The organism is Sphingobium sp. TomMM7A (genome assembly GCF_055397305.1).
In genome coordinates this window covers 404,107-420,419 of sequence record NZ_AP027312.1, presented here as the reverse complement: position 1 = coordinate 420,419, position 16,313 = coordinate 404,107, and the positions used below count along the sequence as shown (strand labels likewise).

14 protein-coding genes are annotated in these 16,313 nt (G+C 60.7%); 6 read left to right on the top strand and 8 right to left on the bottom strand.

Annotated features, from left to right (window positions below):
• Positions 1-18 precede the first annotated feature (18 nt).
• Positions 19-333: an NIPSNAP family protein gene (locus ACZ5ZH_RS14715; protein WP_196227133.1), complete on the top strand. Its 315-nt coding sequence runs from the start codon at positions 19-21 to the stop codon at positions 331-333.
• Positions 334-425: 92 nt separating this feature from the next.
• Here ACZ5ZH_RS14715 and ACZ5ZH_RS14710 read toward each other — a convergent pair whose 3' ends face one another.
• From ACZ5ZH_RS14710 to ACZ5ZH_RS14675, 8 genes are all read right to left on the bottom strand, one after another.
• Positions 426-1,361: an aldo/keto reductase gene (locus ACZ5ZH_RS14710; RefSeq protein WP_464775253.1), complete on the bottom strand. Its 936-nt coding sequence runs from the start codon at positions 1,359-1,361 to the stop codon at positions 426-428.
• Between the two features lie 16 nt (positions 1,362-1,377).
• On the bottom strand, positions 1,378-1,938 hold the full coding sequence (locus ACZ5ZH_RS14705) for a VOC family protein (protein WP_449468945.1): 561 nt from the start codon (positions 1,936-1,938) through the stop codon (positions 1,378-1,380).
• A gap of 137 nt (positions 1,939-2,075) precedes the next feature.
• Positions 2,076-3,404, bottom strand: coding sequence for an aromatic ring-hydroxylating oxygenase subunit alpha (locus tag ACZ5ZH_RS14700; protein WP_464772807.1), 1,329 nt, complete (start codon positions 3,402-3,404; stop codon positions 2,076-2,078).
• Positions 3,405-3,610: 206 nt separating this feature from the next.
• Positions 3,611-4,219, bottom strand: coding sequence for a CoxG family protein (locus ACZ5ZH_RS14695; RefSeq protein ID WP_464772806.1), 609 nt, complete (start codon positions 4,217-4,219; stop codon positions 3,611-3,613).
• A gap of 13 nt (positions 4,220-4,232) precedes the next feature.
• Positions 4,233-5,855: an FAD-dependent oxidoreductase gene (locus ACZ5ZH_RS14690; RefSeq protein ID WP_449468940.1), complete on the bottom strand. Its 1,623-nt coding sequence runs from the start codon at positions 5,853-5,855 to the stop codon at positions 4,233-4,235.
• A gap of 54 nt (positions 5,856-5,909) precedes the next feature.
• A complete protein-coding gene (locus ACZ5ZH_RS14685) occupies positions 5,910-7,505 on the bottom strand; it encodes a GMC family oxidoreductase (RefSeq protein ID WP_464772805.1) in 1,596 nt (531 codons plus the stop codon).
• Positions 7,506-7,721: 216 nt separating this feature from the next.
• Positions 7,722-8,048 (bottom strand): Rieske (2Fe-2S) protein, encoded by a 327-nt coding sequence (locus ACZ5ZH_RS14680; protein WP_196227127.1) that lies wholly within the window; start codon positions 8,046-8,048, stop codon positions 7,722-7,724.
• The gene (locus tag ACZ5ZH_RS14675) at positions 8,045-8,836 is read right to left on the bottom strand and encodes an SDR family NAD(P)-dependent oxidoreductase (RefSeq protein ID WP_464775256.1); all 792 of its coding nucleotides are present in this window, start codon (positions 8,834-8,836) and stop codon (positions 8,045-8,047) included. The genes ACZ5ZH_RS14680 and ACZ5ZH_RS14675 overlap by 4 nt, the downstream gene beginning before the upstream one ends.
• Before the next feature lie 261 nt (positions 8,837-9,097).
• Here ACZ5ZH_RS14675 and ACZ5ZH_RS14670 point away from each other — a divergent pair, with 261 nt between their 5' ends.
• The 5 genes from ACZ5ZH_RS14670 (at position 9,098) to ACZ5ZH_RS14650 (ending at position 16,306) form a co-directional block, all read left to right on the top strand.
• Positions 9,098-9,946, top strand: a complete 849-nt coding sequence (locus ACZ5ZH_RS14670; protein WP_460988914.1) for a TetR/AcrR family transcriptional regulator — start codon at positions 9,098-9,100, stop codon at positions 9,944-9,946.
• A gap of 434 nt (positions 9,947-10,380) precedes the next feature.
• Positions 10,381-12,729, top strand: a complete 2,349-nt coding sequence (locus ACZ5ZH_RS14665) for a TonB-dependent receptor (RefSeq protein ID WP_464772803.1) — start codon at positions 10,381-10,383, stop codon at positions 12,727-12,729.
• Positions 12,729-13,307 carry a VOC family protein gene (locus ACZ5ZH_RS14660; RefSeq protein ID WP_464772802.1) on the top strand — a complete coding sequence of 193 codons (579 nt, stop codon included), beginning with the start codon at positions 12,729-12,731 and terminating at the stop codon, positions 13,305-13,307. Before ACZ5ZH_RS14665 ends, ACZ5ZH_RS14660 begins: the two co-directional genes overlap by 1 nt.
• A complete protein-coding gene (locus ACZ5ZH_RS14655) occupies positions 13,304-14,821 on the top strand; it encodes an FAD-dependent oxidoreductase (RefSeq protein ID WP_464772801.1) in 1,518 nt (505 codons plus the stop codon). Before ACZ5ZH_RS14660 ends, ACZ5ZH_RS14655 begins: the two co-directional genes overlap by 4 nt.
• 54 nt (positions 14,822-14,875) lie before the next feature.
• Positions 14,876-16,306: a long-chain-fatty-acid--protein ligase gene (locus ACZ5ZH_RS14650; RefSeq protein ID WP_464772800.1), complete on the top strand. Its 1,431-nt coding sequence runs from the start codon at positions 14,876-14,878 to the stop codon at positions 16,304-16,306.
• The last annotated feature ends 7 nt before the right edge of the window (positions 16,307-16,313 follow it).

The window sequence follows — 16,313 nt, the reverse complement described above, 5'->3', positions numbered from 1 at the left end:
GCAAGGAGTGGATATCAGATGAGCGTTTATCTTCAGGCAACGTTGGAACTCGATTATGAGACGCTTCCCGTCTTTTTGAACATAGTTCCTGAGATGAAGCGCATCGCCGAAGGCGCGGGTTGGGAGATGATCGCCGGGCTCGTCACCAAGATCGGGCGGGCCAATACCGTCATCCATCTTTGGAAATTGCCCGACATGAATGCTTTCGATGCCGGCATCCAGGCCATGGCGAGCGCGCCTGAAGGTGGCAAAATCTATCAGGAAATCTGCCGGAGCGGTGCGAAGGAAACGCTAATCTTCGCTGATGCAGCGCCCTATTCACCGGCGCATTGACGCAGAGCTGAAAATGAAACGGCGGGAGGCTTAGAGCTTCCCGCCGTTTCATAGCGCCGCTCCCGGCCGCAGTGACCGGGGACCGTCGTTAATTAAAGCTGATCCAGCTCGGCCATTATGTCTTGCGGCAAGACTGTCATGCAGGCCTGCGCATTGGCGTAAACCTGTTCGGGCTTTGTCGCCCCGGCGATCACGGATGAGACGAAGGGCTTTGCGGCGAGCCAGCCGAGGGCCAGCTTCACCATCGGAATGCTCGATTTGCGGGAAATCTCCCCGAGACGGCTGACTTTCTCAAACCTTTCCGGCGTCAGGAACTTGTCGAAGAAAGGTATCTGCTTGAGGGTTTCCAGACGGCCCGAACTGTCGTCGCCACCCAGATATTTGCCCGTCAGCAACCCGTTGGCGAGGGGGAAATAAGGGAGAAACCCGACACCATTGGCGACCATCAAGGGCGCAAGTTCGCTTTCGACATCGCGTGCCAGCAGGCTGTATTCGGATTGGCATGATATGAAAGCCGCACGATTGCTGGCTCCGGCTGCGTCCAGTGCTTCGGCCAGCTGGGCGGCACTGTGGTTCGCACAGCCGACATAGCGCACCTTGCCCTCCTGAATCAGCTGGTCGAATGCGGCCAGCGTTTCGCTGATGGGCACCTTCGGATCGGGATAATGCAGTTGGTAGAGATCGACATAATCAGTGCCCAAATTGGCAAGGCTCTCTTCCAGAGCCTGCCGCACATAGGCAGGGGCCGCACCCTGATTATCGTCGCTGTCGCCAACCTTGTCGCCGACTTTCGTGGCGATGATCACGGAATCCCGGCGACCGCGAAAAGCTTCGCCGAGAATGCGTTCCGATTCTCCGGGAGGAAAACCATAGTTGTTGGCGGTGTCGAAGAAGTTGATCCCGGCGTCCAGTGCAGCCGAGATCACCTCAAGGGATTTTTCCTTGTCCAGAAACCAGCCGAAATTATTGCAGCCAAGACCGGCAATAGAGACTTTAAGGTCGGATTTCCCGAGATTACGCTTTTCCATGTCGAGAATATCCCCTTCAGGGTTGGCCATATATGTAGCGGATGGGATCGGACCCGTCCCAGCCTTCGGCGGCATCGCGCACCATCTTGTAAAAGTCGCTGACAACGGCCTCTTCATAGAATTCGGTCAGCATGCCGAACTCCTTGCGCGTGTCCATCATCGCATAGGGGCTGGGTTTGGAGTCGCCGAGCGGTGACACGACGGAATAAAGGATATTATCAAAGCCCTTGCTTTCATAATCCTTGATCGCCGCGTGAATGTCGTCAACGAACACCGTCATATGGTGCAGGCCGGGACCACCCGTCGGATAAAGTTCGCTGTAGGCCGATGGCGTGTCACAATGCTGTTCCACCAGTTCGACCATCACATCGCCCCACTGGCCGACGACACCTGTCGTATCGAGGTCGATTTCCTTGCCGCGATAGGTTTGCAGGTCATGGGGAAGGTGCGCGAGCACAAAGAAGGGGCCAGAGCCGAAGCGGGCCATGTGTCGGCGCGCCCATTCGATCGCGTCCGGTACGACGAATGCGATCTGCCGCACCTTCTTGAGTTGGCCTGAAACAGGGTCCAGGAACATCGAGCCTCTCCTTTTAATCGGCAATCGTCGGTTCGCCGCCCGATGATGCGGGCGCAGGTTTTTACATTTCGGCAACCGCTGACCGAAGCTGCCACGCCTATCGGCGCTGCGGACGCGTACGCCCGCAGCGCCGTTCGTCATTCAGCGGCGATGGACATCCCATTTTCGGCGATCAGTTGATCGATGCGGTCGTGATAATGGGAAATCCGCTTTTCCTGACCAGCCAGTTCCGCGCCATTCCACCCGCGCGAATGCATGCCGCGCTGCTGCGCCTCCATGATGCCCGCATCGCCATCGAGCGTGATGCCAAGGCTTCCTTCGCCGAAGTTGCGCCATTCGCGTTCTACAGGCGCACGCACGGTGTCGGCAACGCCGCCCGCCGAGGTCAGCATCTTGGTAAAGAAATCCTCTGAACCCGTCGCATAGAACCAGGTGTCGAAGGTGCATTTTTCCGGGTCGGTCGGATGCGGCCAAGCGCGCAGGAACAGCATGCCGTCCGAAAAACAGGTCAGCGTCAGGTTGGGGAAGATCGAATAGAGGAAGGTATCCGTCAGCTGCGCGTCTTCCATCCGATCATAATGGCTATGGCCGCGCTCGACGCCCAGCTTCCGCTTTTGCGCGATGATCGCTTCCCGGATCGCCAGCGGCTTGTCCTTGAAATCTTCCGGCTGCAATTCCCAGGTCTTGAGATCCTGGATCAGATACTCGTCGATCGCCAGCTTGCCATCGGGCAGATAGCGCGAAGGCTGGCTGCCCGGCGTCACAAGGCGCGCATGGCCGTTCTTGAGCGTTTCGATGACCGCTGTCACATAATAGGGCTCGTTCACATACAACCCCTCCGGATGCGCGGTGGGGATGTGATATGTTTCGCGGAAATTGTCCGAAATGATTTTCCAGTTGCAGGGCATCCGCACTGATATGGCCTGGGTACAGTGCATCTGCTCAAAGGGATAGCGCGCCAATGGCTCGTACAGTTCGCCCAGATACTCCTTGAGAGGCATCGGGTTGGCGTCCATGTTCACCCAGACGAAGCTGGCGAAGGTCTCGCTGTTGATCTCGGCAAGCCGCTTGCGTCCGCATGGGGAGCCTGCGGAGAAGTCCTCCGGGTCCTGCGCGCCGATGCATTCGCCTTCCAGTGACCATTTCCAGCTATGATAGGCGCAGGTGAAGGATGGCATGGACCCTTCCGCCACGGACACCAGCTTGTTCCCCCGATGCTGGCAGACATTGTAGAAAGCCTTGATGCCACCATCTTCCTGACGCACCACAAGGATGGATTCCGTGCCAACCTCTTCCACCAGGAAGTCACCCGGCTCAGGAATCTGGTCTTCGCGGCACACCACGAGCCAGCTCTTGGTCCAGACTGCGTCCCACTCCCGCCCCGCGAAGTCGCGGTCGAAATAGCGCCAACCCTGAAGTTTCGAAGAACGTCCGGCTCCTGCCTCGGCGACCAGATTTTCCGTCATTTCCATCTCCTGTCGATTCAATCCAGGCGCATCCCGGCGCGCTGACCCTGTTTCCAATCGTCCAGCTACATCCAACGGCCCGCTTTACGCGTAGGCAAACGGCGGCCAGGTTCCGGACGATCATGCATAACGGACATTTGTCCGTCAATAGCGGAGTATCATTCCCTCGCGGAGTCCACGCCTTTACGGCAGACCCCGCGAAAGATTTATGCCTGTGACGGCTTGTCCACCGCCTGAGCAATCTTCATCGCCAGATCTTCAGCAACCGGCTTCAGCATTGGTCCCAACAGCAGGTTGAGAACCGGCCCGGTGGCTCCGCCCGCCTGAACGTTCAGCCGGAAAGTGATCTGCGTGTTCGGATCGCCCGCATCTGCCACGGGCGCTGCCGCTTGCACATCGACACTGTTGGTGACGCGCCGCAGCAACCAGCGGGACAGGCGTTCCCACAATCTGCTCAGCCAGCCGCCGGAAGGAGAATGCGCGGGGACGGCAGCGGGTGGCGCGGCATTCGCCATGCCGCCGCCCAGGTCGATCGCCAGAAACTCGCCCGATCCGGTGACAGGCTCCTGCAAACCCTGCATCACGAAGGTGACGCGGCTAGGCTCGTTCCATTCCGTGACCTGAACCTTGAACTCCGCGCTGCGGGTCAGGCCGCCCAGTTCGCCCTTCACAACCCAGATGGATTCATCGCGGTTGATCTTCTCGTGGCGCTGATAGCCTGTGAGGAACGGCGCCCAATTGTCCATGTCCTCGACGAAATTCCAGACCTGAGGCAGGGAGGCGGTGACCGTTGTGGTATGTTCGACTTCGGGCAATATCGCCTCCTTTTCAGAACCTGTTGACGCTGGACGCCGCCTCGCGTCCGGCGATGTGGCCGAAAACCAGGCCCGGCCCGATCGTGGCCCCGGCGCCCGGATAGGCCATGCCGGTGAAGCCGCCGGAGACGTTGCCCGCCGCGTAAAGGCCGGGGATGCGGCCGCCCCTGACGTTCACCACTTCGGACTTGGCGTTGATCTTCGGACCGCCCTTTGTGCCGAGAACGCCGGAATAGACACGGCAGGCGTAGAAGGGGCCTTGCTGGATCGGCCCCAGCGATTGGAGTGCTCCTTCGCGTGACGGGTCGCCATAATGACGATCATATTTGCTCCGGCCACGGTGGAAGTCGGGGTCCTCACCCCGTTCGACATTCGCGTTGAAGCGTGTGACCGTGTCTTCAAGGCCATCGGGATTTACGCCGATTTTCTCGGCCAGTTCGCGCAGCGTCGGCGCGGATTCGAGCCATGCCGGAATCGGATCGCCCGGATAACGCGTGCCGAACGGATATTTGTCGAGGAAAGTCGAATCGAGGATGATCCAGGCGGGCAGGTTCGGATAGTCGAACGCCACTGGGTCGAAGTTGCGGAAGGAGCGGCCAACGTCATTATAATTGTGGGCTTCGTTGACGAAGCGCTTGCCCGCGCGGTTTACCATGATCGAACCGGGCGAGGCTCTTTCGCCGACCACCATGCGGTTGAGCTGCTGCCCTTCATATTCGTCACCGGGGATGCGGATCATCGGCATCCACCAGGCTTCATGGGCGTTGGCCATGCTCGCCTGCGCCTCGGCCGCCATGATGAGGCCATCGCCCTCATTGAAAGGCGGGCTGAGCGGACCTTCGATGGGAGCGCCCATCAGGTCGGTCGCCATGTCCTTGTTCCATTCAAAGCCCCCGCTTGCCAGAATGACGGCGCGGCGGGCGCCGATCCTGACCATGCGGCCATCCTGTTCGACCTCAATACCGACAATCGCGCCATCGTCGATCACCAGGCGGCGGCCACGGGCGTTGCGGCGAAACTCCACGCCCTTGTCCACCGCGCCCTTGATGAGGCCAGCCATCAGCGCCATGCCGGTGCCCACCATGCCCTTGGCAAGGCGGTCGCCGATGATCTCGGGGTCCAGCATATTGGTTCCGTCATCAATGTCGGTCATCGCGACAGGCAGCGGGAAGCAGGGGGCCGAACGCAGATGCGCGCGCAGTTCACCCAACTCGCCCGCCGGGAACAGGCCGGGGCTTACGGAGCGACCGAAGGTGCCGCCGGGATGTTCTGGGTGATAGTCAGGCGTCTTGAGCGCCCGGAACGCCAGCTGGGTCTCTTGCTCAAGGTAACGCAACACGCCTGGCGCTTCATCGACATAGGTTTCGGCCAGTTCGATGTCCATTTTGCCGAGCGAAAGGCTGCGAAGATAGGTGAGCGCCTGTTCGCGCGAGTCGGTCGTTCCAACCTCGTGCATGTGGTGATTGTTGGGGATCCACGGCACGCCGCCCGACACGGCGCTCGTCCCGCCCAGCTTGTCGCTGCGCTCCAGCACCAGCGTCTTGCAACCGCGATGCTGTGCCGCGATCGCCGCCGACACGCCCGCCGCGCCGGAGCCCATGACCACCACGTCGAAAACCTCATCCCATACCGGCATTATAGCTCTCCAGTCGCTCGCGGTTCGCGCCGCTTCCTATGTCGTTCGCACTTGTCACGCATGGCTGCGTCCCTTGATCAGGTCCGCCGCCTTTTCGCCAATCATGATGGCGGGCATGTTCGTATTTCCGCCGACGAGCGTCGGCATCACAGACGTGTCGGCGACCCGTAGCCCGCCAATGCCCCGGACCCGCAGGCGGGCATCGACGACGCTATCATCGTCCGATCCCATCTTGCACGTACCGGCCGTGTGATAATCCGCACTTGCGTTGGCACGGATGAAGGCGTCGATCTGGCTGTCGGTCTGTACGGACGCGCCCGGCGACAATTCATCGCCGCGATAGGGATCGAAGGCGGCCTGTCCGAAAATCTGGCGGCACACGCGGATGCCGTTGCGGAAGTCGACCATGTCGCGGGCATCGCTGAGGTAGCGGTGATCCACGACCGGCGCGGCATGCGGGTCGGGCGAGGCCAGCGTCACATGGCCACGGCTGTGGGGCCGGACGACGCAGACATGCGCCATGAAGCCATGACGCGGCATCAGGCCTGTCAGCGTGTCATTCATCAGCGCCAGCACGAGCGACAGCTTTATGTCCGGCTCAGCGAGGTCCGGTTGCGATCGCACATAGGCGACCGCTTCCATGCCGGTGCTGGCGAGCGGCCCCGTGCGGAAAGCCAGATATTGCGCAAAGGCCAGCGCCCCCTTCAGCGGGCTGACATATTGATAGTGGGACACCGGCTGCGTCACCGCCTGCTTCACATAGGTGGACAGATGGTCCTGAAGATTTTGACCGACGCCGGGCAGGTTATGGACCGGGTTCACGCCGACCTGCGACAGGGCCGAAGCGTCACCGATGCCGGACAGCATCAGAAGCTGGGGCGAATTGATGCCGCCACCGCAGAGGATCACCTCGCCGCCCGCACGGAGGTCAAGCTCCTGCCCTTTTTCCCGGATGCGAACGCCGACGGCGCGGCCATTTTCGACCAATATCTTGAGCACTTGCGCGCCCAGACGCACCTCCAGGTTCGAGCGCGAGCGGAACGGCTTTATGTAGGCGGTCGCCGCGCTCCACCGGCGGCCCCGGCTGACGAACATGTCGACGGGACCGGCGCCATCGCGAACCGCGCCGTTGGTGTCGTCATTATAAGGGTAGCCAGCTTCTTCGCAGGCTTGCAGGAACGCCTTGGCGAGTGGATTGTGGACGCCGGGGCGGCTGATCCTGACCGGCCCGGAGTGACCGTGCCACCGCGCATCGCCGCCCGGCTCGTAACTTTCGGCCCGCTTGAAATAGGGTAGCACGTCCTCATAGGACCAGCCGGAATTGCCCAGCGCCGCCCACCGATCGTAATCGCTCGGCGTGCCTCGATCATAGATCATGCCGTTGATCGAGCTGCCGCCGCCCAGAACCTTGCCACGGGGGAGGAAAAGGACGCGGTCGTTCAGCTCCTCCTGCGGCGCGCTCCTGTAGTTCCAGCTATGCTTGCCCGACGTCAAAAGCGGCATCAGCCCGCCGGGCGCATGGATGAGGGGATCACGGTCAGTGCCCCCCGCCTCAAGCAGGATTACCTTGTGGCGACTGTCTTCCGACAGACGGTTGGCGACGGCGCAGCCCGCCGCTCCCGCGCCAACAACGATATAGTCCGCGTTCAATGCGCGTACTCCGGCAACGAGGTCCGTCCATCGTTAAGGGGAGCCGCGCCGCAACAGCCGACCAGCGCACAGTGGCGGAAATGCAAATGACCTTGCAACGATCCTACTCCTCCAGGACGCATTTCGCCCCAATTTTTCCCCGGACGCCGTGATGCGCCCCGATCCACTTTATGCGACCCTTGTCACATTACGCAATGGCGGCCGACCGCAGCTGTCTCAACTTACCTCCGCAGGCACCGCGACCTCTACCTGGCCATCCACGACACGTGTTTCGAACGTGCGGAGCGGCTTGTCCGTCAGCTGACCCTTGGGATTTCCGGTTCGCAGGTCGAAGGGCATGCCATGTTCGGGGCACAGCACCATGCAGCGCCTGATGCGTCCGGCTGCCAGGGAAAAAGCGCGATGCGTGCATTCATTCTGCACACAGAAAAACTCTCCGTCCGCATGACACAGCAGAAGGTCCAAGCCGTTCACTGTTATCGGCTTGCTGCTGTTGTTCGGCAGATCGGCGGCCGCAGCGACGGGAAGGAAGTCGGCGCTCATGCTATGGTCAAGCCTCCATCAACGACAAATTCGGCACCCGTCACATAGGACGCCTCTTGCGATGCCAGGAACAGGGACATGTTCGCGACATCTTCCGGTCGGCCCAAGCGACCGAGCGGGATCGGCGCAGTGGCGGCGTCGATAGCGGCCGGATCGCCCTGAAGCAATTGATCGACCATCGGCGTTTCGATCGTACCGGGGTGCACCGAATTGCACCGGATGCCATAGGGCGCTTCATCGAGCGCGACACTTTTGGTCAGCGCACGAACTGCCCCCTTGGTAGCGGCATAGGCAGCGCTTCTGTGAACGCCCGTCAATGCGGCAATGGACGAGATATTGACGATGGAACCGCCGCCATTGGCGCGCATGTGCGGGATCACCGCCTGGCAACCCAGGAACGTGCCCCGCAAATTGATTTCGAAAAGGCGGTCAAGCATGGCGACGGGTGTGTCAGAAACATATGCCGCATGATAGATGCCCGCATTGTTCACGAGAATGTCGATGTGCCCGAACCGTTTGAGGGCATCGGCGGCGAGTTCCTGCCATCCCTCTTCCTGACGGACATCCTGCGATCGGGACAACGCAATGCCGCCTTCCTGCGTGATGGATGCCGCGACCGCCGCAGCACCCGCTTCGTCAAGGTCCGTCAGGATCACCGACGCACCTTCCCGAGCGAACAGGCGGGCAGTTGCCGCGCCCATGCCGTGCATCGAGCCAGCGCCTGTGATAATTGCCGTCTTGCCAGACAGTCGACTGCCCAACGCACCTCTCCCTACAGTCCGCTCCATACCCGGCGTGGTCGACCACCACAGCCTTTCAGAGACAGACAAATGTCATATAAGGACCATCTATCGCGCCAGCGGAAAGCTGTAAAGCGATATCGTGCGCTAGGATACTATTTTTGCAACATCGGAGTTGACAGCTGTTTTCGAACCGACTTCACTTGAAACCTCACCCCGCTATGATATGGTTCAATGATGAAAAAACAGGGACTGGCGCCGCTCAAAGGTAAAGCGGAGAAAATATCGGCGAAGATCAAACCTCACAGTTTGAAAACAGATTCCGAGCCCAATACCCTTCAGTTTCTTCAAAGCGAGTTGCTTTCCGAACGGGAGAAGCTGGGGCAGCGCGCGCCGGGCAGAGCCCGCGTCGACCGGATCATCGAAGCGACGATTGAACTGCTCAAGGCGCATAAGCCAGCTGACATCTCCATCGCCATGATCGCCGACCATGGCGGCATCACCCGGACATCCATCTATTCCCACTTCGCCAGCGTCGAGGAGATATTGGGCCAGATCGCGATCCGGTTTGTCCAGCAGACTGGCGTCGAAGTGGAACGCTATGTTCGGCGGCGCAAGCCGGAAAGCCTGGAGCAATTGGTCACGTTGATGATCAAGGGAATCCAGGATTATTTCAACCAACCAAGTCCAGCAAAGCCAGGCGCGCTGGCCCGTCACATTCCGTTCGAATCCCGCCATTTGGTGCGGGATTTCGACAAGGTTGCTGCCCTGCCCTACCATACTTTGTGGCATACGGGCTGGGCGATCGAACCGCTGTCGGAAGAAGACCCGTTTCGTACCCTTGTCATCATCCAGTCAGCCATTTTCGAAGCCAGCATCCAGCAGCAGGGCAAGATAACGGATCTGGCGGTAAAGCAGGCGACAGAAGTCGCGCTGGATTTTCTCGCCCGGGCCGAAGCGCGTTACGGTGCGGCGCCGGAAGAAACCACGACCGCAGAGCCCACGCCGGAAGACAGAATAATGGCGGCCGCCCGAACCCTGGCCGCGCACGACGACCCGGCACTCATTGAGATGGCCACGGCGCAGATCGAATTGCTCGCGTCCACGGTCACCAAATTGGCGGCCAAGCCCGCAGCGAGGCGTCGCAAGAAAGCCTGAATTGAGCAATGCCGACGCTGTGTCGGCACTTTCGCTGAAGTTCCCCGGCGCTGAAGTTCCCCGGCCCAGCGTACACGACTGCTGGGCGGGTGGCGGTGAAGGACGAGTCGTTCGCCTTCCCATCACCGCCACATCTCCGTAACCCGGCATCTGTCCGATTACGGCATTGTTCCGCGCCGACGCGGTGAGCGGCGGCGCGGCTCCCTTGCCCCCCTTTGCCCTTACTTTTCAACGTCCGACAAGCGTCAGATATTGGTCGGCGATCACCGGCTTGGTCCTACGGCCTATTATCCAACTTTCCATTATGTCCGGAATGGGTTTTCATATGATCCGTGGCTGTCCCAGGACGAGCCATCGGTAATCAGATTTATAGTCGCGCGAAAAATGACGCGACAAACGGAAAACCGACAACAGACATAAATGGAGGGGATAACATGCGGACCTTTACAGGAACTTCGCTATTGGCGCTCAGTTTGGGCGTAATGGCACCCGGTAGCGCCTTGGCGCAAGCTTCGGCGGACTCGAAACAGTCCTCGTCGGCTGAGCTGGCGGACATCATCGTCACCGCCCAGAAACGGGCCGTGCCGTTGCAGGATGTCCCCGTCGCCGTGACGGCTTTCACCGGCGAGGCTATGCGCGCGTCCAACCTGGATGCGTTGACCGGGCTGCGCGGCATGGTGCCGGGCATGACGATCTCGCGCTCCGGCGCTGCGCTCAACACGCCGCAGATCAGCCTGCGCGGCATCTCGCTTCAAGATCCCAACCGCGCCGTTGAATCCGGCATCGGTTTCACCATCGACGGCATTCCGCTGGCATTTCAACGCGGTACGCTGCTCGACGCGTTCGACATCGAACGACTGGAGATTTTGCGTGGTCCGCAGGGCCTGCTGTTTGGTCGCAACACGACGGGCGGAACGGTGAACGTCATCCGCTCCCGTCCCGATCCCGACGCTCCTACAAGCGGCAGGCTGCGCGCGACGGTGGGCAGTTTCGGACGAACGGACTTTGAAGGTGTCGTGATGGCGCCGATCATCCCCGGCCTGTTGGCGGTCAAGGGCGCGATCGCGATCAAGAAGCATAATGGCGAGTTCCGCAACAGCATCACCGGCGATCGCGAAGGCAAACGCGATATGCGGGATTATATGCTGTCGCTGGTCGCTACCCCTTCAGATCGGACCAGCATCTACCTTTCGCTCGAGCGGATGGAGGATGATAGCGAAGTGCCGCCCTATGTGCCGGTCCTGACCCCCGACCTTATTCCGCTGACCGGCCCCAAGCTGCTGACGGCCAATGGTCTGGGCACGCTGGGATATCCGACTTATGTCACCGGGCAGAATATACAATGTCTCAATCCTGCGACCTCGATCGTTTGCAGGCCGCTCAGCAAGAAGCGTAATGATGTCGAGACGACTCAGTTTCCGGCCTATTACAATCTTAATGCAGTGACGCTGGAGGTCGCGCACGAACTTGATGGCGTCAAGTTGGTCAGCCTGTCGGGTTATCGCGAGGACGAAGAAGATCAGCTTGGTGACTTTGACGCGACCCGTTTTGCGATACAGCGTAACGACAAGCGAGAAAGCTCCTGGCAGTTTTCGCAGGAGTTGCGTGCGGAAACGCAGTTCGACGGCCCGATCAACTTCGTGGCTGGTGCATTCTTCATCGAATATGCGTTCACCGCGCGGCAGTTCCCGTCGGTCGATTTTGCCGGGCTGTCGGCGACTACAGCGCCGGGCACGGCCTACTTCAACTCGCTCAACGCCTATCGCATCCGGCAAAAGAGCCGTTCCTTCGCGGTCTTCTTTCAGGGTGACTGGGACATTACGGACAAGCTGCGCCTGACGGCAGGTGCGCGGCAGACATGGGATCGCAAGCAGACGAACTTCACGCTGTGGGGAAGGCTACAGCAGCCGATCCGCGATCAGTTCGTGCTTGGCCCGCAGCAAGGGCCGGTGAGCGCCTCGGTCAAGTTCGACGAGCTGACGCCGCGCATCGGGCTGCAATATAAGATCCAGCCCGACCTGCTGGTCTACGCCAACTGGAGCCGGGGCTATAATGCGGGCGGGTTCAACGGCCGCGCGGGAAGCATCGTCAACGCCGTCATTCCCTATCGTCCTGAAATCATGGATGCCTATGAAGTCGGCTTCAAGAGCGAAGGGTTCAACCATCGGGTTCGCCTGAACGTCGCGGCATTCCACAACACGCTGAAGGACAAGCAGGAAGATGTCCTGACGGTCGCACCGGGCGGCGGCATTGTCACCGCGACGGTGAATGCTGCCAAGGCCCGATACAAGGGCGTGGAAGCCGAACTGGCGGTGGTCCCTGTCGCCGGATGGACGATCACCGGATCGGGGGGCTATCTGGACGCGAAATATCTGAGTTTCGTCGGGAACCTTGCGGGTCAGGGCCTTGCGGACCTCTCGGACCTGAAGCTGCGCCGTACGCCTAAATGGACTGCGGGCCTGATCTCCGACTATGCTTTCGATCTGGGGGCAGGCCGAGCGGGACTTAATGCCGCGCTCTATCATACGTCGCGTTATGAGACGAGCGTTCTCAACGATCCACGCGGGTCCATTCCCCCGGTGACCAAGGTCGATCTGGCCATGCGTTACCAGTTCCCGGTGCATGACAAACTCGACCTGACGCTGACTGGCTTCGTCAAGAATGTGACGAACAACACCACTTATGACGGATTCACGTCCAGCAACACGATCGGGTCGTTCATTGACTTTGCGATTCCGTCGGTCGGCAGGACCTGGGGCGTGTCTCTGGCGGCAGACTTCTGATGGGATTGGAAGAACTCATCCCGCGCAATGAGAGGATGGCTCTGTTGCAGAATTGCTGGGTCGTGCCGGACCTGGACGATGCGATGGAGCGGTGGCTGTCCATGGGGGTCGGGCCGTTTTTCCGGCGCGACTCCGACTATCCTGACGCATTGTATCGCGGGCGGCCCGAGCCGCTCGCTTTCAAGGCGGCGCTGGCGCAGGCGGGGCCGGTTCAGATCGAACTGATCCAGCAGACGAGCAAGGGGCCGTCCGCCTATCGCGACATGGTTCCCGAAGGCCAGATCGGCTTTCATCACATGTGCCGGATAGTTCACAATGTCGGCGAAGAAATCGGGCGCCTGAGAGCGCGAGGCATAGAGATGGCGAGCGAGTTCCGGTCGGTCGGCGGGGCGCAGGTCGCCTATGCCGACACCCGCAATGAACTGGGCTGCATGCTGGAACTGGTGCCCGCAGAGCCGGTGTTGATCAACCTGTTCCGCGACGTGGCGCAAGCCGCGCAAGATTGGGACGGGACTGATCCCGTCCGCATGCTGGAACTCAAAGACGGCCCGGCCGCACAAGTGGGAGGATCACAGTGAAGACAGAGGCAGCCAAGACGCTGGACGAAGTTACGTTCGCGACGACGGCGGATGTTGTAATCGCGGGGCTGGGAGGGGCTGGCGCTTCCGCCGCGATCGCCGCGGCCGAAGCGGGCGCAGAGGTTCTGGTCATTGAAAGGACCTCTGGCGGGGGAGGCTCCACCGCCATGTCCGGTGGGTTCATCTATCTGGGCGGCGGCACGCCTCCGCAAAAGGCCAATGGCTTTGCCGACACGCCGGAGAATATGGCCCGGTTTTTAAAGGCCACTCAGCCGAAGGCGGCCGTGGACAAGATCGAGGCCTATTGCGAGGGTAGCGTCGGCCATTATGACTGGCTGATGTCGCTGGGCGTCACGTTCAACGAACGCTATTTCGACGGCAAGCATTTCCACCCCCATAGCGATGAAACGCTGGTGTGGACGGGAAGCGAAGCATGCTGGCCCCTGTCTGAAGCGGCAGAGCCTTTCCCGCGTGGTCACAAGCCGGGGGGCGGATTTGTCGGACATTTGTTGTTCGACCGGTTGCTCCAGCGCCTGCATGAACTCAAGGTGCGTGTGATCTACGATGCAGCGGTCAACGCGCTGGTCCGGGACGACGCAGGCGCGGTCGTTGGCGTCCAGTATCGGCAGGAAGGCCGCAACATGGCGGTGGCGGCGCGCAAGGGCGTGGTGCTGGCGACCGGCGGTTGCGAGTGGGACCGGGAACTCGGCCTTGCCCATGGATCGAAAGCTGGGCGGGAGGGCATCGCTCCGCTGGGCGTGCCGACTGCCGACGGATCAGGCATAGCGCTGGGCCAGAGCATGGACGCGGCGACCGTCGGGCTGGATCAGAGCATGATTACATCGCCCTTCTATCCGCCCGCCAGCCTGGTCAAAGGCATATTGGTGAACAGCGCGGGCCGCCGCTTCGTGGCGGAGGACGTCTATCACGCCTGGTCCACCGACGCGATTTTGAACCAGCCCGAGGGCAAGGCTTACCTGATCTGCGACAATGTCAATTTCGGCAGGCCGGAGCTTGGCGACATCCGATCCGAGCGCAAGCATGAGGTCGTCGATGCCTGGGACAATATACCGGAAATGGAAGCCGACCTTGGCATGCCTGAAGGGTCGCTGGTGGAGACGATCGGCAATTATAATCGCTATGCCGCGACAGGATATGATGAGGAATTCCGCAAGAATCCCAAGTGGCTCGCCCCGATTTCGGAGATACCCTATGCCGCGATCGATTGTTCGGTGGGTTCGGCCTATTTCTGTTGCATCAGCCTGGGCGGCGTTGACACTGACGTCGATGGGCGGGCGCTGAAAGCCGATGGCACGCCTGTTCCCGGCCTTTACGCGGTCGGTCAGGTGGCCCCCAATCTCTCGGTGGAAGGCTGGGGCTATGCGAGCGGTCTGCTGATCGGCGGCGCGACCTTCTTCGGACGCAGGGCGGGCAAGGCCGCCGCCGCCGAACCCCTCCGCCACGCTCTCGATCCCGGGTCGAAGCGCCCCGAATTACCGGCAGATGTCGCCTGATCACGCGCGAACGATCGGCCGCCCCTCATATACCTATCATTTCAGGAGCATTTCATGACATCCACCCCGACGGCCAATCTCTACGAAAGATTGGAAGAAGATCCCTGGCGCTTCCTGGAGCTTAGCCAGGAGGAACTGTTCGACCTGGATTATGCCGAAGTCGAAAAGATTCAGCTCGCCCTGTTCCAGCGGCGGTTCCGCGATTTGAAGCCCAAATTGCGCGCGCTCCAGCGTCTGGCCGAGGAAGTCGGACTAGAGGAAATCAGCGGGTTCGATGACCTCACGCGCCTAGCGATGCCGCACACCATGTTCAAATCCTATTCCGCGCTGGACGTGCAGAAAGCGCGCTTCGACAAGCTGACCCGCTGGCTTCAGGCGCTTACCACGCACGACCTGTCGGGGGTGCATGCCGAACATTGCGAGTCGATCGAACAATGGTTGCTGGAAGTCGAGCGCTCGACGCCCCTGCGGCCCGTCACCTCATCGGGAACGAGTGGCAAGATTTCGCTCTTCCCCCTCAGTACCGTCGAAGAAACCCTGTTCGTTGACAAGAACACCTATATCGTCGAGCCATATCGCGACGAACCGGGTATTTACGCAAAGAGCGGCGAATATGTTTTCGTCTGTCCCTGGCCTTCGCGTTACGGCCGTCACAACATCCCGCTCATCATGCGTGTCCTGAAGGAAAATTGCTACGACGGCCGGGAGGACATGTTCATCACGCTGGATGATGGCACGCTGACCGCTGACGAGATGTGGCTGAACGGACGGCTGCAACGGGCACAGGCGCTGGGCGAGGAATTGGAGCTGAGTCCGGCCGAGCAGGCAATCGCCAGTGCGCTCGCAACCCGTGCGTCCAATGCGGATGAACGATGGACCCGCTTCATCGAACATGCCGTGGTTGACCTGAAAGGCCAGAAGGTCATGTTTTACGGGGCTCTCATGAACCTCTACCTCATGGCCGAGGCGTGCCGGAAGATGGACATCTTCGTCGAATGGCATCCCGATTCCATGATCATGACCGGCGGCGGGAGCAAAGGGTTCAACTTCCCCGAAGGGTGGCGCGATGTCGTCGCCGAGCGGTTCCCGCATCATGTGCCGGGGCGCGTCAAGGAAGTCTATGGCATGACCGAATCCAGCTCGACGGCGGTCTGTTGCCCCCATGACAAGCTGCATCCCCTGCCCTGGGGCATCACGCACCTGATGGACCCGGCAACCGGTCAATCGCTACCGCGCACCGGCACGCAGACCGGACGCATGGTCGTGTTCGATCCCATGCCCACCACCTTCTGGGCCGGGGTCATCACGGGCGATCAGGTGACGGTCCATTTCGACGGCGGATGCGCATGCGGGCGCAAGGGTCCGTTCATGGACAATGACATCAACCGCATTTCGGAACTGAATGGCGGCGACGACAAGATCGTGTGCGCCCGCACGCCGCAGGCCTTCCAGAGCCTGGAAGATTTCCTGGCCAAGGCGTCCTGACCCAATC

Bases quoted from the DNA above. Each gene is read 5' to 3' on its own strand.
- ACZ5ZH_RS14715 (WP_196227133.1), top strand. From the start codon at position 19: ATGAGCGTTTATCTTCAGGCAACGTTGGAACTCGATTATGAGACGCTT.
- ACZ5ZH_RS14650 (WP_464772800.1), top strand. From the start codon at position 14,876: ATGACATCCACCCCGACGGCCAATCTCTACGAAAGATTGGAAGAAGAT.
- ACZ5ZH_RS14690 (WP_449468940.1), bottom strand. From the start codon at position 5,855: ATGCCGGTATGGGATGAGGTTTTCGACGTGGTGGTCATGGGCTCCGGC.
- ACZ5ZH_RS14675 (WP_464775256.1), bottom strand. From the start codon at position 8,836: ATGGAGCGGACTGTAGGGAGAGGTGCGTTGGGCAGTCGACTGTCTGGC.
- ACZ5ZH_RS14700 (WP_464772807.1), bottom strand. From the start codon at position 3,404: ATGACGGAAAATCTGGTCGCCGAGGCAGGAGCCGGACGTTCTTCGAAA.
- ACZ5ZH_RS14680 (WP_196227127.1), bottom strand. From the start codon at position 8,048: ATGAGCGCCGACTTCCTTCCCGTCGCTGCGGCCGCCGATCTGCCGAAC.
- ACZ5ZH_RS14660 (WP_464772802.1), top strand. From the start codon at position 12,729: ATGGGATTGGAAGAACTCATCCCGCGCAATGAGAGGATGGCTCTGTTG.
- ACZ5ZH_RS14665 (WP_464772803.1), top strand. From the start codon at position 10,381: ATGCGGACCTTTACAGGAACTTCGCTATTGGCGCTCAGTTTGGGCGTA.
- ACZ5ZH_RS14705 (WP_449468945.1), bottom strand. From the start codon at position 1,938: ATGTTCCTGGACCCTGTTTCAGGCCAACTCAAGAAGGTGCGGCAGATC.
- ACZ5ZH_RS14710 (WP_464775253.1), bottom strand. From the start codon at position 1,361: ATGGAAAAGCGTAATCTCGGGAAATCCGACCTTAAAGTCTCTATTGCC.